Source organism: Sulfitobacter sp. G21635-S1, assembly GCF_027213915.1.
Classification (GTDB): domain Bacteria; phylum Pseudomonadota; class Alphaproteobacteria; order Rhodobacterales; family Rhodobacteraceae; genus Sulfitobacter.
This window is the reverse complement of record NZ_JAPWGV010000009.1, coordinates 147,220-166,744: the sequence shown is the minus strand read 5'-3', so window position 1 is coordinate 166,744 and position 19,525 is coordinate 147,220. Positions and strand designations below refer to the sequence as shown.

Sequence of the window (19,525 nt, the reverse complement as noted above, 5' to 3'; positions counted from 1 at the left end):
GCTGCGCTCACATCAGGGCGCCAGCGGCAAAATCCGTCTCGCGCGGGTGGGCGACAATGAATGTCAACACGACCTAGGCTCTGGACCCATTAATTCTATATACTCAGTTTGACAGATTTTTTCGCAGACCAGGAACATCTGCGCAAGAATAGTGGTTCTATTTCAAGCAGATGCGCCGCCTCCTCTCGGGACATTGCTGCGCGATGCCCTGCCGGGCAATGGGCTGCGGGAAAATCCGTCAACCCCGTCACGCCAAAGGCGTGCCAACATGACTCGGCGCTCCTTCGGAGCGACGGGCGGCGATTTCACTTCATTTCAATGTCTTGGGTCGCTTGCAAATAGAACCACTATTGGCTGCACGCCCCAAACCATTGAAATTTCGTGAAATCGCCGCTGAGTATGTAGAATTAATGGGTCCAGAGCCTACGCCTCAGCGGATCCCATCAGTGCCGCCAGTTTCTGCGCCGACGTGTCGATGTCATGGCGCGCCAGCGCCCGTGTCCGACCGGCCGCGGCCATCTCGGCCAATCTGGCCTGTGGCAGGGTGGCAAGGTCATCCATCGCCTGCGCCAGGGCAGAGACATCGCCCGCAGGCACCAGCCAGCCGGTCTCCCCCGGGCGGACCAGTTCCGGGGTGCCCGCGACATAGGTCGCGATGACGGGTCGGGCGGCGGCCATCGCCTCCATCACCACCATGGGAAGGCCCTCGGCAAAGCTGGGCATGACCATCGCATGGGCTGCCGCCAGTTCCGCCTTCACCCGTGTCTCATCAACCCAGCCGGTCAGCGTGACGCGGCCCCGCAGGTCAAGCCGGTCGATCAGCGCCTCGATCTGGTCGCGCATCTCGCCGTCGCCGATCAGGGTCAGATGCAGGTCGGCTTTGACCTGTGCCATCGCGTAGATCAGGATCATCTGGCCCTTCTGCTCGACCAGCCGGCCAATCGCCACCACCCGGCGCGGCCCCTCGGGAAGCGGGGCAGGATCGGCGAAGCGCTCGGGCTCCACCCCGCAATGCACCACATGGATGCGGTCCCAATCCGCATGATCGGCCCAGCGCATCAGCTGCGAGCGGCCAAACTGGCTGATCGCGACGGTGAAATCGGCGGCCTTCATCTTGGCCCCCAGCGACAGGGCGCGGGGCGCATCGAATTCTTCCGGGCCATGCACGGTAAAGGAAAACTTCGGCCCGCCCAGCATCCGCGCCAGCAGCGCCACGGCAGGGGCATTGGTGCCGAAATGGGCGTGGGCATGTGTAACCCCGGCAGCGCGGCACTGCGCCGCCACATGGGCCGCTTCGGCAAGGTAGATCATATGGCGCAACAGGCCCGCTTCGGAGCGACGGCCCAGTTCCAGCGCCATCCGCAAGGCGGCCAGGAACCCGCCGGGATTGCGGCCCAGGGCGCGCAGGCTGTCCCGCAGCAATGTCATCGGCCCCTTGGCAAGCAGATAGTTGGTCTGTTCCGCCTCGGCGATGTCCTGCGGGTCCACCAGCTGGCCGTCAAAGCGCCGCATCGCGATCCGGGTGACCTTGTGACCCTGACGCTCCAGCGCGCGGATCTCGCGGCGGATGAAACTCTGCGAGGGTTGCGGATAGGTATTGAGAATATAGGCGATCTTCACGGCTCTTCCTTGTTCTTCACAACTTTGCCCCATTGCCGTGTCATGGCGCTGGCGCAGGACGCAAGGACGCTCTATTCAGCGCCTGAGGCAGAAGTGAGGCTTTTTTCGAGTGTTTGCACGGGTTTTTGAAGTGCTGAAGGATAACCGGCTGATGGCGCGCGCGCTGCGCTCGGCCTCGTGGATCCTGTTGGGCTATGGCGCTTCGCAGGCGATCCGGCTGGCATCGAACCTGATCCTGACACGGCTGCTGTTTCCCGAAGCCTTTGGCCTGATGGCGCTGATCAGCGTGATCACCGTGGGCCTGACATTGTTTTCCGATGTCGGCATCTCGCCCTCGATTTCGCAGAGCAAGCGGGGCGATGACCCGGATTTCCTCAACACCGCCTGGACCATCCAGGTCTTGCGCGGCATCGGGCTCTGGGGTGCGGCCTGCGTGCTGGCCTATCCGGTGTCCCTGTTCTACGACCAGCCCGACCTGGCCCGCTATCTGCCCATTGCCGGTCTGGCGCTGATCCTGGGCGGGTTCAACCCGACCCGGATCGAAACCGCGCAGCGCCACCTGCTGATGGGGCGGCTGACGGTGCTGGACCTGAGCTCGCAGGTGATCGGCATCGCGGTGATGATCGGCCTTGCGGTGGTGTTGCAATCGGTTTCCGCCCTGGTCATCGGTGGTGTCGTGGGGGCCGGGGCCAAGCTGCTGCTGACCCATTATGGCCTGCCGGGCCAGCGCAACCGCTTCCGCTGGGAAAGGACCGCCGCGACCGAGCTGATCCATTTCGGCAAGTGGATCTTCCTCTCCACCTTGTTCTGGTTCTTTGCCAGCCAGGGCGACAAGGCGATCCTCGGCAAGTTCCTGACGCTGGAGACGCTGGGCATCTACAACATCGGCTATTTCCTGGCCAGTTTCCCGCTGTTGCTGGGGCTGAGCGTGACGGGCCGGGTCATGATCCCGATCTACCGCGAGGGGGCAGAGCCGCACCGGCTGGCCCGGATCCGCTATGGGCTGACCCTTGGCATCGGCGGCATGCTGGTGGTGATGGCGCTGATCGGGCCCTGGCTGGTCGATCACCTTTATGACAGCCGCTACGCCAGTTCCGGCGGGGTTGTGGTGCTGCTGGCCCTGGCGCTGATCCCGCAGGTGATCGGCATGACCTATGACCAGGCCGCCCTTGCGGCAGGGGATTCGCGGCGCTTTTTCATCTATTCGGCGGCGCGGTCCAGCCTGCAGGTGTCGATGCTGCTGGCAGGCGCGATCCATGCCGGGCTGGTGGGGGCGATCCTGGGCATGGGGCTGGCCATGGCGCTGTCGCATCTGGTGCTGATCTGGCTGGCGCGGGTCCATGCCGTCTGGGATGCGCGGCATGATCTGACCTTCTTCGTGGCGGGCGTGGTCGCCGCTGCCCTTGCGCTCTGGCTTCATCTTGACACCTTGCGCGCCCTTGGCGCCTCGGTCTGATCCGGCAGGGGGTGTTTCGCGCGGGCTATGATGCATTGAAATCCTTGATTTCAGGAGATTTCAGGTGGTTCGGGTCAAAGTCGAAACGCCAGGCTTCGCGCTTTGCTCTTCACACTTCGCGCTCTTCAGTTAACGCTCTGCGCTTTGGTTGCCGACATGTGCCGCCCACTTCCCGCACCTGCAGACATGTCATGCAAGACCTGTCATTTTTGACATGTCATGTATGACATGTCGTCCGTTGCGGCTTGATGCGCCGCAGCGTTTCGCACCCACCCCAGCGGTCACTCGTGAAAATTGCAGCGGACGGGGGGAGGGAGCCCAGCCTGTGCGCTCAAAGTGAAGACCTATTGCCAAAGCAAAGCTTTGGCAGCGCCCGAACCGCCCCCACGGGGCGGGCGCTACTCGCCCACCCCTCGGTTCGGGCGCGACCAATTTCGGATGTTGGACATGGCAGCAAAGCCCCGCTTAACTGACCTTCACACGTGTCGCAGCGAACGTCCGGAAAGAGCCCTTTCCGCTTTACCAAGCGCGGAATCAAGGCCGCAGGCCGCCGCGCATCGCCGGGCCGTCCCCTGGCACGGCGATTTGGTTGCTGTCGTGTGCCACGGATGGCTTGGATGTGCTTGGCTGCCATAAAGTGCCAGTCACTGAGGTCAGATCGCCGTACCACGGCCCGTCAATGCGCGGCTTGGGGTTTCGTTGCGAACGGCAGAAAAGCCCCGCTCACCCACCTGGCATTGATCCATACCACGCCTGAAGTCCGGTCTGGATCAGAAACGCGTGGCAGCGGCGTCAGGCATGACCGCCACGGCCCAGCGACAGGATTCAGCAAATGCGCCGCCAGGAGCCGGCTTGCGCGACATTCGACAGAACCGCCGCTCAGCTGCGCCGGACATCCGTCTGCCGGGCCAGACGGGCATTGCGCCCCTTCTGACCGGCTTCGCTGCGTTCCTGCCAGAGTTTGGCAAGACCCTTGCTGCGCTTCACCCGGCCGACCTGCGGTATCGACACAACCGGGACAAGGCCGGTTTCCCGCTCCATCTGGCGGGCGGTGCGGATGACGGGGCGGCGCAGCTCCAGCAGGAACGCAAGCGCAAGCCCCGCCAAAAGCGCCGCGCCGGCCCCCATCACCGCGCGTTTCTTGCGGCTCATGCTGACCGGGAAATCCGGCACGCGGGCCTCTTCCAGGGTGATCAGCCGCTCGCCCCGCGCAGCGGTTTCCAGTGAATAGCCCACTTCCGCCTCATTCCGGCGGGTCGCAATCACGTCAAGCTGGCCCTGCAGCTGCTCCATGCGGCGCTGAAACTTGGTCAATGTGCTTTCGACCTCGGGGGAGGTTTCGATGCTGGCCGCCAGTTCCGCACGGCGTTCCTGCAGCAGGTCGCGCTGGGTGCCCAGACTGGCCAGTTCCCCGTCAAGTTCGGCCTCTTCCTTGGCCACGGTGGCGGCGCGGGCGTTGCGGTCGATCCGGCTGCGGGCAAGCTGGGTCGCGATGATCTCGCGGTCCAGTTCCAGCAAGGCGTCGTTCAGGCTGGCGATTTCGGAGCGGACGAATTCAAGCGTCCCCTCGATGGAGATGTCATGGGCGCTGCGGTAGGCGGCCATTTCGTCGTCCAGCCGGGCGATTTCCGCGATCAGCTGGTCTTCCTGGGCAGAGAAGAACTCCAGCGTCTCGCGGGTCTGTTCGCGCCGCTGGGCGGCGGTCAGATCGCGGGTGCGGTTGGCAAATTCATGGGCGACGGCCTGGGCCTGTTCGGCATTGTCCAGCCGCGCGGTGATGGTCAGAACCGCGATGGTGCCGTCATCGGCATAACCCTCGCGGGTGGCGGCAACCCCGTTGATCGTGACGGAGCGGCGCAGCAGATCGACCTTTTCGGACATGCGCAGGGCTGTCAGATTCTCGAACAGGTCGAATTTCTCGATGATTTCCAACAGGCTGCTGCGCGCCATCAATTGCTGCTGGATCAGCTGCAGCCGCCGCGCCGAGGATCCTTCGACCGTCGAGGGGGCCAGCGAATCGGCAATCTTGGGCTGTTCGATCTGGATGACTTCGGCGGATTCATAGACATGCGGCTGCGACAGGGCCCAGTAGAGCGAGGCGAAACACCCGGCGATGAAGACGAACGAGATGACCCCGATGCGGCGGCGCACCATGTCCAGAAAATCCGCCAGAGAATAGATCGGCCCCATGTACCCGTCACCTCAATGCAAAATGCCCCCGGGACAGCCACGGCCATCAAGGGGTTCTTCGGCTTTCACCATGGAAATCGGGCGAAGTTGAGGCACAAATTTGCCGGATCGCACCGGTTTCCCGACCTGTAGCGTTTCGGGAAAATGTTCAATCGCACATACCCTGCCGCGCTTCGCGCTCTCGGGGCATCTGCGATCTACCTGACGCGATGATTTCCCGAAACGCCTTATTTGTAGTGCGGCAGGCTGTTGCTGCGCGCCCTGTTCAGGACCACCCCCAGCAGCGGGACCTGACCGTCCAGCATCTGTTCGCATTCGACCAGCTGCCTGCCCATGGTCTGCGACCCGTCAGAAACCAGCAGGATGCCGTCAAGCTGCGGCAGGAAGGCCGAGACATCGTCATGGCCCAGCATGGCCGGCATGTCATAGATCACCAGATCGGGGCGCAGCGCCGCGCGCATCTGGTCCAGGGTCCGCGACAGGGCGGGGTGCTGCAGGGTTTCCGCCGCATCCATGTCCGGCCGCGCGTTCAGCCCCAGCGCCAGCGTGTCGCTGACCCGCTGGACATGATCCTCGATCCGTGCGTCACCGCTCAGAAAATCCCGCATCTCGCCCGGTGCCGTCACGTCCAGCGCGCGGTCCAGGCCCGGTTCGCGCAGGTTCAGATCCATCAGCACGGTGCGGGACCCGGCAATGCGCGACAGGCTCAGCGCGAGGTTGAGCGCGGTGAAGGTGGTGCCACATCCCCGGGTCGGCGCGGTGACCGCAATATTGACCCAGCCGTTTTCGCCGGTGGTCTTGCGCAGACGGGTGCGCAGCAGGTCAAAGGCCTGCACGGCCAGGCTGTCGCGCGCCGCATCCAGCACCGGGATCGCCGTTGCGCGGTTGGGCCGGTTGCCCGGTGTCACCAGCTCAAGGTCTTCCCACTGCGGCACGTTCCGCTCTGCCAGCCCGGCACCCGGCACATGGCGCATGGCGGTTTCGGCCGGGACGGACAGGGCAGGGATGGACAGGGCCGCAGCGGACCGCGCCGGGGCCTGAACGTTGGGCTCGGCCAATGTTGGCTCAGCGATTGTTTCCACCACCTCCGGCGCGGTCTGTGCCGGTGCCCTGGCGCGCATCACCTCCGCCATCAGATCATCCGACGCCTTCAGATCATCCGAGGCCATCAGATCATCCGGCAAGCGGCGGCGCGGCCTGATGCTGTGCCGCAGGCCGCTGGTCCGGGCCCAGGATTCACTGTCATTGCTCTGTGCTGTGGCGGCGGCCCTGTGAAGATTATCCTTCATACCGGGCTCCTTCGGGGTGTCTGACATGGGGAGGGATGATACCACAGTGTTTATCGGTGCAAAAGCAAGGCAAGGCTCAATACCCCGTCTGGCGCAGGACCACACCCACTGTCTTGTACAGGATGGTCAGGTCGAGCCGGAAGGTCAGGGCGTTTTCATAGGCCTCGTCGACCCCATGGCGGTAGGTGAACTTGTTGTTGTTCCGGGCGCTGACCTGCCACAGGCCGGTCAGACCGGGGCGCACCGCGAAATAGGCCCGCGGGTTGCCATAAAGGCCAAGCTGGTCGGGCATCATCGGGCGCGGACCGACCAGTGACATCTCGCCTTTCAACACGTTGACAAGCTGGGGCAATTCATCCAGCGACGTCGCGCGCAGAAAGCGGCCGACCGGGGTGATCCGGGGATCGTTGCGCAGCTTTTGCAACGCGTCCCATTCCGCCTTGATCTCCGGGTCGGTGGCCAGCAGGTCCTGCAACACACGGTCGGCATCACGCACCATGGTGCGCAGCTTGAGAATCGAAAACCGGCTGCCGTCGCGGCCCAGGCGCTGTTGCCGGTAGAACGGCTGCCCGCCCTCGATCCACAGCGCCAGCGCGCATGCCGCAATCACCGGCAGCCAGAACGGCATGGTCAGCACGATCAGGGCCAGATCCATGACCCGTTTCAGACCGTTCCGATAGGGTTTTGCCGGCGCATGTTTACGGGCAATCGCCGCATCCCAAAGGGAGGCTGCCTCTGCAGTCAAAAGGTCTGCGCGGCCCATGAGACCCTCTGCCGCAGACCGCTGTTCACCAAGATCGAACAGGCCGTAACCTGGCCGATCCATTTGGAATTTCTTCATCACAACCCCCCAGGGCCGCATATTACAATGTCTCAGCGCGGCTGGTGCCGCCCAAAGTCTTTACTGGTCACTCGCCCCGCCAAAACCAGGGAACACCGGCAGCAGACGCCGAAGCTGCATACGCTCAAATTGTGCAGCGTGACAGGGGGTGCCCGATCACTTTTTTGCAGACGCAGCATGGTTCCAGGGCCGGGTGGGAAGCGCACCGTGGCTCGGCACATTTATTAACAGATTTCGGCCAGTTTTGGCCTCATTTATCGGAAACAGTTTGTTTCAATGCCGAAACATGGCGATATTTCCCGCCTGGCGGGAACTCGGGGATGTTTCGCTGCAAATCCACCCATTCCGGCCCGAACAATCCTGCGCAGGCGTGCTGATTGTCTGCCAGCCGGGGGGGCTTCTGCCACAATCGGGATCTGACCGGGCCGTGGCCCCGCCACCCCGGCGCGCGGGCCGCGCGTGAAAGGGCTGGCGGGTGAGACGGCGCAAGGCCCATCCCCACCCGGAAAGACCGGCATCGGGGGGTGATCAGCTGATGGGGAAAAGTGGCAGCCCGTAGGGGAATCGAACCCCTCTTTCCAGGTTGAAAACCTGGCGTCCTAACCGATAGACGAACGGGCCACGGGTCGTGAGCGGTTCATTAGGGTTTTCAGACAGGGCGCGCAAGCAGAAATTTCCTCAGGAGCGCGATAAACTGCAATCAGGCCCGCGCCGCGTCTTCCAGCCGCAGCTGAACGCTTTGTCTGCCGCGCCAGCTGTTGATATCCAGCCGCCCCGCCAGATGGAACCGGGCACCGCCATGGGCCTCCAGCGCGGCCCCCAGCGGGGTGTCATAGGCCCCGAAACAGATGGCATCCATCTTGGGGCCGATTCCGTCTCCGAAGCTGATCTTGAGGTGGCTTTCCCCGACCCGTTTGGCGAAATGAATTTTCATCTCCGCAAAGACATAGCGCGGGGCAGGGGCGGCGGCACCAAAGGGGCCTGCCTCCTCGATCTGTTCTGCCAGTTCGACGGTGGCGGCAGCGGGCATCAGCAGCCCGGTCACATTCAGGTCCGAGGGGCCCGCCAGATGCGCGCCCTGTCGGGCCAGCAGCTCGCCCAGCCGTGCCATCGCGGCCTCCAGCTTGTCCTCGGCCACGGTAAGCCCTGCAGCCATCTTGTGCCCGCCGCCCTTGATCAGCAGCCCCTCTGCGGCCAGCCGCTGGATCGGGGCGCCCAGGTCGATGCCGCTGACCGAGCGGCCCGATCCCTTGCCGATGCCATCCTCGAAACCGATGACGATGGCGGGGCGGTTGGAGGCCTCCTTGAGCCGGGAGGCCACGATGCCGACCACGCCGGGGTGCCAGCCGGGGCCGGAGGCCCAGACCAGCGGCGCATCGAAACCGCGCGCCTCCGCCTGTGCGAGTGCCGCGGCACGCACGCCCGCCTCCACATCGCGCCGCTCGGTGTTCAGCGCATCCAGCCGCCCGGCCAGGGCCGCCACCTCATGCGGGTCGTCAGAGGCCAGCAGGCGCGCGCCCAGGTCGGCCTGGCCGATGCGCCCGCCCGCGTTGATCCGCGGCCCCAGCAGAAAGCCCAGGTGATAGGCCGTCGGTGCGGTATCCATCCGCGCCACATCCGCAAGGGCTGCAAGCCCGGGGCGGTCGCGCCGCGCCATGACCCTGAGACCCTGCCGGACAAAGGCCCGGTTCACGCCGGTCAGCGGCGCCACATCCGCAACCGTGGCCAGCGCCACAAGGTCCAGCATCGCCATCAGATCGGGGCCCGTCCGCCCCGCCGAGCGCAGCCGCCGGCCTGCCTCGACCAGCATCAGGAACACCACCGCCGCCGCGCAGAGATGCGCCAGGCTGCCATCCTCGTCCTGGCGGTTGGGGTTCACCACGGCCAGCGCCTCGGGCAGGGTCTCGCCGCCCAGGTGGTGATCCAGGATCACCACATCGGCCCCCGCTGCCGCCGCCACCGGCCCATGGGAAAGCGTGCCACAATCGACACAGATGATCAGGTCGTGCTCCGCCGCCAGCGCCGCCATGGCCTCGTCATTGGGCCCATAGCCCTCGTCGATCCGGTCCGGCACGTAAAGCGTGGCACCATGGCCCATCTGGCGCAGCCAGATCAGCAGCAGGGCGGCGGAACTGCCGCCATCCACATCGTAATCGGCAAAGACCGCGATTCGCTCGCGCCGCCCCAATGCCACCAGGAAACGCGCCGCCGCCTTTTCCATATCCTTCAGGCCGCGCGGGTCGGGCAGCAGGTCGCGCAGGGCGGGGGCAAGAAAACCCGTGGCTTCTTCCGGCGCCACCCCGCGCCGCGCCAGCACCTGGCAGACGGCCTGCGGCAGGCCGGTGCGCTGCACCAGCAGCTCGGCCGACCGCTCCGCCTCGACACCGGGCCCGACCCAGCGCCGCCCGGTCAGGGAGGCTTCAACGCCGAGAAAACTCACCTTCACCCCGTTTCATTGTTCCAAAAATACACCAAAGCAACGCCGGCCCCGGGCGCGCGGTCAATGTCGCCCGCCCCCGGGCGCGCGCTTAATCCTGCGCGACCGGTGTCCGGTAATTGATGCGCCGCACGGAGCCGGTCTTGGACCGCATGATCAGGGTCTCGGTGGTCAGCCAGCCCGGCTCGCGTTTCACACCCGGAAGGATGGTGCCGCCGGTGACGCCGGTCGCGGCAAAGATCACGTCTTCGGTCACCATTTCGTCGCGGGTATAGATGCGGTCGAAATCGGTGATCCCCGCCTTGCTGGCGCGGCCGCGTTCGTCGTCGTTGCGGAACAGGAGCCTGCCGTACATCTGACCGCCCATGCATTTCAGCGCGGCGGCGGCCAGCACGCCCTCGGGCGCACCCCCTGCGCCCATGTACATGTCGATGCCGGTCTGCGGATCGGCGCAATGCATGACACCGGCCACATCGCCATCGGTGATCAGCCGGATCGCGGCACCGGTGGCGCGGACCTCGGCGATCATGTCCTCATGGCGCGGACGCTCCAGGATACAGACGGTGATGTCCGCAACCGCACAGCCCTTGGCCGCCGCCAGCGCCTTGACCCGCTCGCCCGGCGTCATGTCCAGCGTGACCACACCTGTCGCATAGCCCGGCCCGATGGCCAGCTTGTCCATATAGGTGTCGGGCGCATGCAGCATCGAACCGCGCGGGCCCATGGCGATCACGGTCAGCGCATTGGGCATGTCCTTGGCGGTCAGCGTGGTGCCCTCCAGCGGGTCCAGCGCGATGTCCACGCCGGGGCCGTTGCCGGTGCCCACTTCCTCGCCGATATAAAGCATCGGTGCCTCGTCCCGCTCGCCTTCGCCGATGACAACCACGCCCGCGATGTCCAGCATGTTCAGCTGCGTGCGCATGGCGTTGACGGCGGCCTGGTCGGCGGCTTTCTCGTCGCCCTTGCCGATCAGCCTGGCCGAGGCGAGGGCCGCGGCCTCGGAGACGCGGGCCAGGCCCAGGGACAGCATACGGTCTTGAAAATCGGCGGATGTGGGCATGATAATTCCTAGCTGGTTTGAATTCTGCCCCGTCCTCTAGCGCGCCAGTGGGTTTCGCACAAGCGCGCGGGGCTGGGCGGCCCTGTCCCGGCCCGCGTGCGCGGACCGGGTTTGCCGGGGTCTGCCCCGGATGTCAGGGATAGATTTCGCCCGCAAACCAGGTGTCTGCGGGCACCCAGTCGTTGCCGCTGCCACCCCAGCCCTGGTTCACATAGAACCAGCGGTCATAGACGGTTTCGTTCCAGCAGAAGATGAAACACTTGCGCACCACCCGTTTCTGCCAGGCATAGCCATAGGCCACCGGATAATGGCTGAGCCAGCCGGTGCCGATCACCGCCGGCGTGTCCCGGTCGCGGATCGAATTGCGCGCATATTCGCGCAGCCGGCCTTCCGAGATGCCCAGCGCATTGTAATGGGTGGTCAGGCTGGTCCCGGTGCGGCCCACGAAATAGGCGCTGGCATCGCTCATCTCCCAGGGGTAGGTCGCGCCCTGGCCGAAGATGCAGAAAGTGCCCACATCATCCGCAATTTCCTCGATCACATTGTTGACGCCCGCGGTCTGCGAGGTGGGGGAGATCACATTCGCCCCGGTGCCGCCGTCCTGCCGGTAAAGCCCCCAGCGCGGTGCCCAGTAGCTGTTGCCGGAGCCGGCCTGGCGGTCCCCCCAGAGAAACAGGATGGTCCAGGCCAGCGAGCCGCAGCCGATGGCGCAGCCGTTGACGGTATATTGGTTGTAGGGTTGTTCGCTGACGTGTCCGTCCGCCCAGTAATATGTATAGGCCATTGAAATCACTCCTCGAAAAAGTTCATGCCGCTGTCGGGCTTGCGGTCCGACGGGGTGCTGGATGAAACCGCGAAAAACGGCAGGGTTTCGCGCAGGCCGGAGCGGTAGGCGATGTGCATCTCGAAGGAGACCTCCTGCGCCAGCTTTTCATCCGCCACATGCAGCGCGACGGCGCCGCTGCCGCCGGGCGTTTCCAGCGCTTCGATCTTCACCAGGCGCGCGCCCTCGCCGGAGACCTCCACGGCGGCATCCGCTTCCAGCAGGGCAACCCTGCGGGTGGTGCCGGTCATGATGCCTTCGCCCATCCTGGCGACCAGGTCCTCGATCTCCCAGGCGGGGGCGGCGTTTCTGGCAAGGCCCTTCAGCAGCGGGCCAAAGGCCTTTGCATAGCTCTTGCGCAGGTCCGCCCAGCTGTCGATCGCGCGCAGCTTGACCCGCTGGGGCCGCGCCCCCCGGGTCACCGTCTCGGGTGTGTCGCCGCCGGGGTCGCTGTCGTCCTTTGCTTTTCGCGCCGGACGCACCAGGGTGGAGGAAATCCGACCTCGCGCCTTTTCGATGTCATCGGGCAACCCTTCGATGGGCAGGGGCAATTGCCCGGTCTGACCGGCAATCTCGCCCCCGGCGGTCTCGCCGATGTAGGACAGCGAATCGACCTTGAAGATGCGGTCGACCTTGCTGCCTTTCGCTTCCGCTGCGGCCGCGATCTGGCGGCTGGGCGGTTCGCGGTCCAGCGACCAATGGGCGATAGGATGGTCATGCCCCTTGCTGGCCGCGATGATGAAGCCGGTCGCGGCGGGCATCGCCCGTTTCGCGCCTTCGTCACCGCGCCCGGTGAAAGCGGTGCGCCGGTCATCGCCCCGGCCAAGATCGACGGCGAATTCGTAATAGGCCACATCGTCGATGTCGGGCCGGAACAAGGCCGTCACCTCGCGGGTCAGGCTGGCCTTGCCGCCGGTGGGGTCCATATCGGTCCCCCTGACGGTTTCGAGCAATTGTGCCGCACGGCGCCTGATCTCCGTGGGGACTTCTTCAATATGTATTTGCATTGGATCTCTCCGTGAAATGGACAGGACTAAAGGTCAGGGCGTCTGGAAATCTGTTGGCATCCGCGATGCCTGCGCCCCGTCTCAATATCAACCATAGGTAGAAGTTCGCCAAGTACGGGAATCCTTACCGTCCCGGCAGGCGGGGGGTGTTGAGGGCCAGAGGGCTTTGGCCGTCACGTTATGAACTGATCTGAAATGATAGACCGGAGCCTGCCACAGATCGCGGCGAATGACGGCTTCAAGGCCGGGGAGATGTGAGGCGATGGCCCGGCGTCTGCGGCTTGTTCCGGGCCTGGGTGCTTGTGATCGGCGTCCGCTTAACTGACCTTCACACGTGTCGCAGGCAAGGTCCGGAAAGAGCCCAACCTGTGCTCTCAATGTGAGGACGCATTGCCAAAGCAAAGCTTTGGCAGCGCCCGAACCGCCCCCGTCGCGCCGGAGGCGCGCCAGTTCATTCGCAGGCGGCACGCCTGCGGCGTGACGCGGGCGCTACTCGCCCACCCCTCGGTTCGGGCGCGACCTGTTTCGAATGTCGGACATGTCAGCAAAGTCCGCAGATCTGACCGTCACACGTGTCGCAGCGAACGGCAGGAAAGAGCCCTTTCCGCTTTACCAAGCGCGGAATCAAGGCCGCAGGCCGCCGCGCATCGCCGGGCCGCCCCACGGCACGGCGATTTGGCTGCTGTTGGGTTTTGTCGACAGCTTGGAAGTGCTTTGCTGCCATAAAGTGCCAGTCACTGAGGTCGGATCGCCGCACCACGGCCCGTCGATGCGCGGCTTGACGTTTCGCAGCAAACGGCAACTTCGTCCGCTTACCTGACCGTCACACGCCTCTCGCGAAGGTCCGGAAGGAGACCAAAGTGACGCGAAGCGCAAGCCGGGCCAGGCCTGCCCGGGGTGGGCGATACTGCCCTATGTTCATGCCACTTAATTTCTCAACCGTGATGAATCCCATCGAGGGAACACCTAGCCTCACCAAATCGCCTACCCGAGGGGCGGGCAGGCGATGGCCCGGCGCCTTCGGCTTGTTCCGGGCCTGGGTGCTTGTGACCGTCGGCAGCTCTGGCCGCTCACCTCCCCTTCACCCACACCGCGCCAGATGCCCGAACCGGGCCGGGACCCATGCGGTCAGGGAAAGAGCGGAGCCGATTGCCCCAGGTCCGGTGCCTCAGACCTCTTCGATGCGCAGGGCGATGGGCGCGCCGGCCATCACGCCGGTGCCATCCATGGCGGCAATCGCGCGGTCCAGATCGGCGGGGATGGTCTTGTGGGTCACGATCAGCACCGGGGCCGTGCCGGTGTCATGTTCGTATTGCCGCATCCTGTTGATGCTGACACCCGCTTCGCCCAGGACCGTGGCGATCTTGGCCAGGGCGCCGGGTTTGTCGACCAGCGTCATGCGCAGGTAATAGGGGGCAGGGGTCTTGGACATGGCGGATTTCGCCTGTTGCAGACTGGCGGCGGGCTGGCCGAAGACGGGCATCAGCGTGCCGCGCGCGATGTCGCAGATGTCGGCCATCACCGCGCTGGCGGTGGGGCCTTCGCCGGCACCCGCGCCGCGCAGCACGATCTGGCCCACCGCATCACCATCCAGCACCACCATGTTGGTCCCGCCATCCAGCTGTCCCAGCGGCGAAGTGTCGGGCACCAGACAGGGCTGCATCCGCTGTTCCAAGCCGCGCCCGGTCTTTTGCGCCACGCCCAGCAGCTTGATCTTGTAGCCCATGTCGGCGGCGGCGTGGATGTCCTCGATGCTGACCCGCTCGATCCCTTCCAGATGAATGCCCGCAAAATCCACCTGCGCGCCAAAGGCGATGGAGGACAGGATCGCCAGCTTGTGCGCGGCATCAATGCCGCCCACATCCAGCTGCGGATCGGCCTCCAGATAGCCCAGGCCATCGGCCTCGGCAAAGATCTCCTGATAGGTTTTGCCCGAATTCTCCATCCGGGTCAGGATGTAGTTGCACGAGCCGTTCATCACGCCCATCACCCGGGTGATGGCATTGCCGGCAAGGCCCTCCATCAGCGTCTTGACCACGGGAATGCCGCCCGCGACAGCCGCCTCGAAACGCAGGTTGACGCCTTGCGCCTCTGCCAGTTCGGCCAGCGCCTGACCGTGGAGCGCCAGCATCGCCTTGTTTGCCGTGACCACCTGCTTGCCTGCTTTCAGCGCGGCTTCAGTGGCGTTCTTGGCGGGGCCGTCCTCACCGCCCATAAGTTCGACAAAGACATCGACGTCATCGCGGCCGGCCAGTGCGACGGGGTCGTCCTCCCAGGCGTAGCTGTCCAGGCTGACACCCCGGTCCCGCCCCCTGGTGCGGGCAGAGACGGCGGAAATTGTGATCTTGCGGCCCGTGCGCGCCTCCAGCAGGGCGGCCTGCTGGCGGATGATGCGCACCACGCCGACCCCCACTGTGCCCAGTCCGGCAATACCAAGGCGAAGGGGATCAGACATGGGCGATATCCTTTGGGTGTGGTCAGGGTTCTGGTTCTGCCGCGATGTAGCGGTTTCACAGGCGGCGTGCAACGCAGGACCGCGGAAGCGGCGCTATTGCAGACCTTCTGCCAGACGCTGCCGTTCCCGGCCCGACAGGATGGCACCGCGCATCCGTGCCGCGCGTGACCTCAGCCGCGCCACCCGTGCCTCAAGCTGGGCCTGGGTGGCCTGCGCATCGACCCTGCCCGCGGTGGCCTGCGCCAGCAAAGGTTCAAGCGGCACCAGGGCGGGGTAATCGGCGGCGGCCATTTCGGGCGAAATCGTCCGGTCCAGCTCGGGAAACTGGGTGCAGGCGGCAAGGCAGCAGGCGGCCAGCAGGGCAATCGGGGGGCGTATGCTCATGACAACTTTCTTGCACCAGCCTGTCTGACAGCGCAAGCGGGCTTTGCTTTCGGATGCAGTTTCAGTAATCAGGGGTCATGGCGCGTACAACAGGTTCACATTCCGATATCACGGGGCCACGGGTCCGTGCGGCGGCGCTGAAGCTGTTCGCGCGCGGCGGCTATGCGGCGGTGTCGATGCGCGCCATCGCGGCAGAGGTGGGCGTGCAGGCCGGGGCGCTTTACAATTACACCCCCGACAAGCAGACCCTGCTGTTCGAACTGATGCGCGACCACCTTGAGGCGCTGCTTTGTGCCCTGCCGGTGCCAAGGGGCGATGCCCTGGCGCAGCTTGAGGATTTTGTCGCCTTCCACATCAGGTTTCACGCCGACCGGCCCGATGAGGTCTTCATCGCCTATATGGAATTGCGCAACCTTGATGAGGAGAATTTCGCCGAGGTCGAGCGGCTGCGCCGGATGTACGAGAACCGGCTGGAAAACGTCCTGCGTGCGGGTGTGGACAGCGGCGATTTCGCGGTCAAGGACACCAAGATCGTGACCCTGGCGATCATCGCGATGCTGACCGGGGTGAACACATGGTTCCGCGAGAGCGGACGGCTGTCCCTGGACGAGGTTGTCGGGCAATACTGGGACATGGTGCGCAAGGCGGTCAGCGCAGCCTGAAACACCCGCGCGGGGCATCCCCGGCGGTGATGTTTGGCTGTTGATATCTGATGATCACGAAGCGTCGGTAAAAAGGCGGCGCCGCCAGATCGGAGGTATGAGACGGGATTTTACCCCGCATTCCTGAACCGTTCAGATATGGCCCGGATGTGCCGGGCCTCTTCTCCGGGTCGATACCGCAGGGGTGAAAGCCCTGCGGCTGTGTCATGACAGGGCAGGGTTTTAGGCCAGGGGGGTTAAGACATGCTGACCCGGGCGTGCGCCGGGGGGCGCAACAGGCCTGCCGCCTGGCTGTTCCGGGACATGCCGGAATGTGCTAGGATGGCGGCATGACCGAGGACGAACATCTTGCATGGTTGAAAAAGATCATGCCCATGGTGGCCACGCTGATGACCCTGGGCACATTCCTCGTGATCCGGCTGGCGGGTCATGGCAATGGCACGGCGCTGCTGGTCGCGGGCATCATGTTCGGCTTTGTGCTTCTGATGTACGGCGCGCGGGTCGTGCTTGGGGTCAAGGGCTTTGTCGTGGTGATCGGGGCAGGTGCTGTGATTCTGTGGCGCCTGCAGCGAAACGGCCATTTCTGACCGGCACCCTGCAACCGGATCACATCGCACAGTCCTGAGAAAGTGAGGTGGGCGCATGGCCCACCCCTGTTTCAATGCGCCGGTTTGATGAACTTGCCATTGCGCAGGTCGGCAAAGGCCTGTTCCAGCTCGGCCCGGGTGTTCATCACGATGGGGCCGTGCCAGGCCACGGGTTCCTCGATCGGCGCGCCCGAGATCAGCAGGAAACGCAGCCCTTCCTCGCCCGCCTGAACGGTCACCTCGTCCCCGGTGCCAAAGCGGATCAGGGTGCGGTCGCCGCTGAGATCGCGGATGTTGACCTCTTCGCCGGCCACTTCCTTTTCCAGCAGCACGCCGGAGGGGGCAGAGGCATCAGCAAAGGCGCCGGCCCCCTGGAACACATAGGCGAATGCCCGGCGGTAGGTGTCGATGCGGAAGGTCTTTTTCACGCCCGCAGGCACGGTGATGTCGAGGTATTGCGGGTCTGCCGCGATCCCGTCCACCGGGCCGGTCTTGCCCCAGAAGTTGCCGGTGATCACCTTGACCTGCGTGCCGTCGTCATCCGTCACCACCGGAATATCGGCCGAGGTCACGTCCTGGTATCGCGGCGCGGTCATCTTCTGCGCGGCGGGCAGGTTGCCCCAAAGCTGGAAACCATGCATCTGACCGCGCGCGTTTCCGGCGGGCATTTCCTGATGCAGGATGCCGGAACCGGCGGTCATCCATTGCACGTCGCCTGCGCCCAGCGTGCCGGTATTGCCCAGGGAATCGCCATGTTCGACCGTGCCTTCCAGCACATAGGTGATCGTTTCGATCCCCCGGTGGGGGTGCCAGGGAAAGCCCTTTTCAAAATCCTCGGGCCGTTCGTTGCGGAAATCGTCGAACAGCAGGAAGGGGTCCAGTTCCGACGGGTCCTGAAAGCCAAAGGCGCGGTGCAGTTTGACGCCCGCACCTTCAAGCGTGGGGATTGCGCGACGTGTCTCAAGTGTGGGTCTGAGGGACATGACAATTCTCCTTGTCTGAAGCTGCAAGACAGATAGGTGCGCCGCGCGCAGCTGAAAAGAGAATTGCAGGCACGGGCTCTGTGCAAAAATGCGAGATTGCGGGGAATCCTTGCGGCAACCGCTCCGACTTCAGCTTTCTGGGCGGCTACGCAATTAGCCTCCGGGCAGGACCCGCGTTGCTGACCCGACGCCTGACCCGTCGCAATCAGGCGCGACAGGTCGCAGGTCAGCCGCGTTGATGGGGGGGGGCCCGGACAGGAGAGATGGATGAAAGTCGGATTTGTCGGATTGGGGAACGTCGGTGGCAAGCTGGCGGGATCTCTGCTGCGCAACGGGATCGAGCTGCATGTGCATGACCTGAACGCGGAACTTGTCGCCGCGAAGGTGGCGAAAGGCGCGAAAGCCGCCGCCGGTCCCGGCGCGTTGATGCAAGCTTGCGATGTGGTGATAACCTGCCTGCCCAGTCCCGCCGCCTGCGCCGCCGTGCTGGCGCAGATGTTGCCCCATGTCGGCCCCGGCAAGATCTGGATGGAGATGTCGACCACCGATGCCGATCAGATCAAGGCCCATGCCGACGCGGTGATCGCAAAGGGCGGTGAGGCGGTGGATTGCCCGGTCTCGGGCGGGTGCCACCGGGCGGATACCGGCAATATCAGCATCTATGCGGGCTGCACGCGTGCGACCTTTGAAAAGGTCCTGCCGATCCTGACCCATATGGGCCGCCGCATTTTGCATGTGGGCGATGTGGGGGTGTCCAGCACGCTCAAGGTCATGACCAACTATCTGGCCACCATCAACCTTTTGTCACTCTGCGAGGCGCTGACGGTGATGAAGGCGGCGGGCATGGACCTTGGCGTCACCTATGAGGCGATTGCGGCATCCTCGGGCAATTCATTCGTGCATGAGACCGAAAGCCAGCTGATCCTGTCGGGGTCGCGGGATGTGAACTTTACCCTCGACCTTGTGCAGAAGGACGTGGGCCTGTTCCAGAAGCTGGCCGATGACAACGGGGTGCCGCTGGAACTGTCGCCGCTGATGATCAAGATGCTGAGCGACGGGCAGCGCCGCTATGGTGTCAGCGCCCAGTCGGACCGGATGATCGAACGGCTGGAGGAGGCGACGGGCCTCAGCATCACCGCAGCGGGCTTTCCGACCGAGCTGACCGACGATGAACCCGAAGCGCGCGGGTATGAGGTGCCGCTGCGCCGGTAGCCTGCCCTGAAACGCAAAACGCGGCCCCTTTCCAGGGACCGCGTTTCAAATCTCGTCGCAGGATGGCTTATGCCAGTGCGATGTTCGTCGCCGATTCGCGACCGTCACGGCCCGCTTCGATGTCGAATGTCACTTTCTGGTCGTCTGCCAGGCCGGTCAGGCCTGCGCGCTCAACAGCAGAAATGTGGACGAAAACGTCCTTGCTGCCGCCATCGGGTGCGATAAAGCCGAAGCCTTTTGTTGTGTTGAACCATTTTACGGTGCCAGTGGCCATATCCGTAGTCTCCGTTTTTGGGTCTGTCCGCGGTATGCGACAGCTTGGCGTGGTCGATCTGGATCGGGACTGAACGCCGTATGAAGGAGACAGTGGGTCGAAAAAGAATAACGTTTGCCCCGCCCGCATATCGGAAATCCCATGGCAAATCAAGTGGGTGATGTGGTGACCCTGCGTGCCCTGTGCGGGCGGGCAGGTTTTTGCCCACAATCGGCGGCTTTGACGGCATCATGCGCCCTGACCGG

At 64.5% G+C, this 19,525-nt stretch carries 16 protein-coding genes and 1 tRNA gene; 4 read left to right on the top strand and 13 right to left on the bottom strand.

Going from position 1 to position 19,525, the window contains the following annotated elements; all coding sequences use genetic code 11:
• Positions 1–423: 423 nt before the first annotated feature.
• Positions 424–1,620 carry a glycosyltransferase gene (locus O4H53_RS11370; protein ID WP_269363899.1) on the bottom strand — a complete coding sequence of 399 codons (1,197 nt, stop codon included), beginning with the start codon at positions 1,618–1,620 and terminating at the stop codon, positions 424–426.
• Between the two features lie 151 nt (positions 1,621–1,771).
• Here O4H53_RS11370 and O4H53_RS11365 point away from each other — a divergent pair, with 151 nt between their 5' ends.
• Positions 1,772–3,076 carry an oligosaccharide flippase family protein gene (locus tag O4H53_RS11365; protein WP_269363898.1) on the top strand — a complete coding sequence of 435 codons (1,305 nt, stop codon included), beginning with the start codon at positions 1,772–1,774 and terminating at the stop codon, positions 3,074–3,076.
• An 879-nt stretch (positions 3,077–3,955) separates the two neighbouring features.
• On the opposite strand, the gene O4H53_RS11360 is transcribed toward O4H53_RS11365, so the two are convergent.
• The 10 genes from O4H53_RS11360 to O4H53_RS11315 all read right to left on the bottom strand — a co-directional run bounded on the left by O4H53_RS11360 (position 3,956) and on the right by O4H53_RS11315 (position 15,562).
• Positions 3,956–5,266 (bottom strand): DUF874 domain-containing protein, encoded by a 1,311-nt coding sequence (locus O4H53_RS11360; RefSeq protein ID WP_269363897.1) that lies wholly within the window; start codon positions 5,264–5,266, stop codon positions 3,956–3,958.
• A 227-nt stretch (positions 5,267–5,493) separates the two neighbouring features.
• Positions 5,494–6,555: a CpsD/CapB family tyrosine-protein kinase gene (locus O4H53_RS11355; RefSeq protein ID WP_269363896.1), complete on the bottom strand. Its 1,062-nt coding sequence runs from the start codon at positions 6,553–6,555 to the stop codon at positions 5,494–5,496.
• A gap of 76 nt (positions 6,556–6,631) precedes the next feature.
• Positions 6,632–7,396: a sugar transferase gene (locus O4H53_RS11350; protein WP_269363895.1), complete on the bottom strand. Its 765-nt coding sequence runs from the start codon at positions 7,394–7,396 to the stop codon at positions 6,632–6,634.
• Positions 7,397–7,942: 546 nt separating this feature from the next.
• Positions 7,943–8,017: transfer RNA gene (locus O4H53_RS11345), tRNA-Glu, on the bottom strand.
• A gap of 79 nt (positions 8,018–8,096) precedes the next feature.
• Positions 8,097–9,836 carry a single-stranded-DNA-specific exonuclease RecJ gene (recJ, locus tag O4H53_RS11340; protein ID WP_269363893.1) on the bottom strand — a complete coding sequence of 580 codons (1,740 nt, stop codon included), beginning with the start codon at positions 9,834–9,836 and terminating at the stop codon, positions 8,097–8,099.
• An 88-nt stretch (positions 9,837–9,924) separates the two neighbouring features.
• Positions 9,925–10,893 carry a class II fructose-bisphosphatase gene (gene glpX, locus O4H53_RS11335; RefSeq protein ID WP_269363891.1) on the bottom strand — a complete coding sequence of 323 codons (969 nt, stop codon included), beginning with the start codon at positions 10,891–10,893 and terminating at the stop codon, positions 9,925–9,927.
• A gap of 133 nt (positions 10,894–11,026) precedes the next feature.
• On the bottom strand, positions 11,027–11,677 hold the full coding sequence (locus O4H53_RS11330) for a hypothetical protein (protein ID WP_269363890.1): 651 nt from the start codon (positions 11,675–11,677) through the stop codon (positions 11,027–11,029).
• Positions 11,678–11,682: 5 nt separating this feature from the next.
• Entirely contained in the window at positions 11,683–12,723 is a 1,041-nt protein-coding gene (locus O4H53_RS11325; RefSeq protein WP_269363887.1) for a hypothetical protein, read from the bottom strand.
• A 1,168-nt stretch (positions 12,724–13,891) separates the two neighbouring features.
• The gene (locus tag O4H53_RS11320; protein ID WP_269363885.1) at positions 13,892–15,178 is read right to left on the bottom strand and encodes a homoserine dehydrogenase; all 1,287 of its coding nucleotides are present in this window, start codon (positions 15,176–15,178) and stop codon (positions 13,892–13,894) included.
• Between the two features lie 93 nt (positions 15,179–15,271).
• Complete coding sequence (locus O4H53_RS11315) at positions 15,272–15,562, bottom strand: hypothetical protein (protein ID WP_269363883.1); 291 nt, start codon at positions 15,560–15,562, stop codon at positions 15,272–15,274.
• A gap of 77 nt (positions 15,563–15,639) precedes the next feature.
• Between O4H53_RS11315 and O4H53_RS11310 the strand changes: the two genes are divergently transcribed.
• Both O4H53_RS11310 and O4H53_RS11305 read left to right on the top strand, forming a co-directional pair.
• Entirely contained in the window at positions 15,640–16,224 is a 585-nt protein-coding gene (locus O4H53_RS11310; RefSeq protein WP_269363881.1) for a TetR/AcrR family transcriptional regulator, read from the top strand.
• 329 nt (positions 16,225–16,553) lie between these two features.
• Positions 16,554–16,811 (top strand): hypothetical protein, encoded by a 258-nt coding sequence (locus O4H53_RS11305; protein WP_269363880.1) that lies wholly within the window; start codon positions 16,554–16,556, stop codon positions 16,809–16,811.
• Positions 16,812–16,882: 71 nt separating this feature from the next.
• Here the strand turns inward: O4H53_RS11305 and O4H53_RS11300 are convergent, their stop codons facing one another.
• Positions 16,883–17,794, bottom strand: coding sequence for a pirin family protein (locus O4H53_RS11300; protein ID WP_114275733.1), 912 nt, complete (start codon positions 17,792–17,794; stop codon positions 16,883–16,885).
• A gap of 267 nt (positions 17,795–18,061) precedes the next feature.
• On the opposite strand from O4H53_RS11300, the gene O4H53_RS11295 reads away from it, so the two are divergent.
• On the top strand, positions 18,062–19,006 hold the full coding sequence (locus tag O4H53_RS11295) for an NAD(P)-dependent oxidoreductase (RefSeq protein WP_269363856.1): 945 nt from the start codon (positions 18,062–18,064) through the stop codon (positions 19,004–19,006).
• 67 nt (positions 19,007–19,073) lie between these two features.
• On the opposite strand, the gene O4H53_RS11290 is transcribed toward O4H53_RS11295, so the two are convergent.
• Complete coding sequence (locus tag O4H53_RS11290; protein WP_067293393.1) at positions 19,074–19,280, bottom strand: cold-shock protein; 207 nt, start codon at positions 19,278–19,280, stop codon at positions 19,074–19,076.
• Between the last annotated feature and the right edge of the window lie 245 nt (positions 19,281–19,525).

Coding starts and splice junctions, on each gene's coding strand:
- O4H53_RS11355 (WP_269363896.1), bottom strand. CDS start 6,555: ATGAAGGATAATCTTCACAGGGCCGCCGCCACAGCACAGAGCAATGAC.
- O4H53_RS11360 (WP_269363897.1), bottom strand. CDS start 5,266: ATGGGGCCGATCTATTCTCTGGCGGATTTTCTGGACATGGTGCGCCGC.
- O4H53_RS11330 (WP_269363890.1), bottom strand. CDS start 11,677: ATGGCCTATACATATTACTGGGCGGACGGACACGTCAGCGAACAACCC.
- O4H53_RS11365 (WP_269363898.1), top strand. CDS start 1,772: ATGGCGCGCGCGCTGCGCTCGGCCTCGTGGATCCTGTTGGGCTATGGC.
- glpX (WP_269363891.1), bottom strand. CDS start 10,893: ATGCCCACATCCGCCGATTTTCAAGACCGTATGCTGTCCCTGGGCCTG.
- O4H53_RS11350 (WP_269363895.1), bottom strand. CDS start 7,396: ATGAAGAAATTCCAAATGGATCGGCCAGGTTACGGCCTGTTCGATCTT.
- O4H53_RS11295 (WP_269363856.1), top strand. CDS start 18,062: ATGAAAGTCGGATTTGTCGGATTGGGGAACGTCGGTGGCAAGCTGGCG.
- O4H53_RS11315 (WP_269363883.1), bottom strand. CDS start 15,562: ATGAGCATACGCCCCCCGATTGCCCTGCTGGCCGCCTGCTGCCTTGCC.
- O4H53_RS11320 (WP_269363885.1), bottom strand. CDS start 15,178: ATGTCTGATCCCCTTCGCCTTGGTATTGCCGGACTGGGCACAGTGGGG.
- O4H53_RS11325 (WP_269363887.1), bottom strand. CDS start 12,723: ATGCAAATACATATTGAAGAAGTCCCCACGGAGATCAGGCGCCGTGCG.
- O4H53_RS11305 (WP_269363880.1), top strand. CDS start 16,554: ATGACCGAGGACGAACATCTTGCATGGTTGAAAAAGATCATGCCCATG.
- O4H53_RS11290 (WP_067293393.1), bottom strand. CDS start 19,280: ATGGCCACTGGCACCGTAAAATGGTTCAACACAACAAAAGGCTTCGGC.
- O4H53_RS11300 (WP_114275733.1), bottom strand. CDS start 17,794: ATGTCCCTCAGACCCACACTTGAGACACGTCGCGCAATCCCCACGCTT.
- O4H53_RS11310 (WP_269363881.1), top strand. CDS start 15,640: ATGGCGCGTACAACAGGTTCACATTCCGATATCACGGGGCCACGGGTC.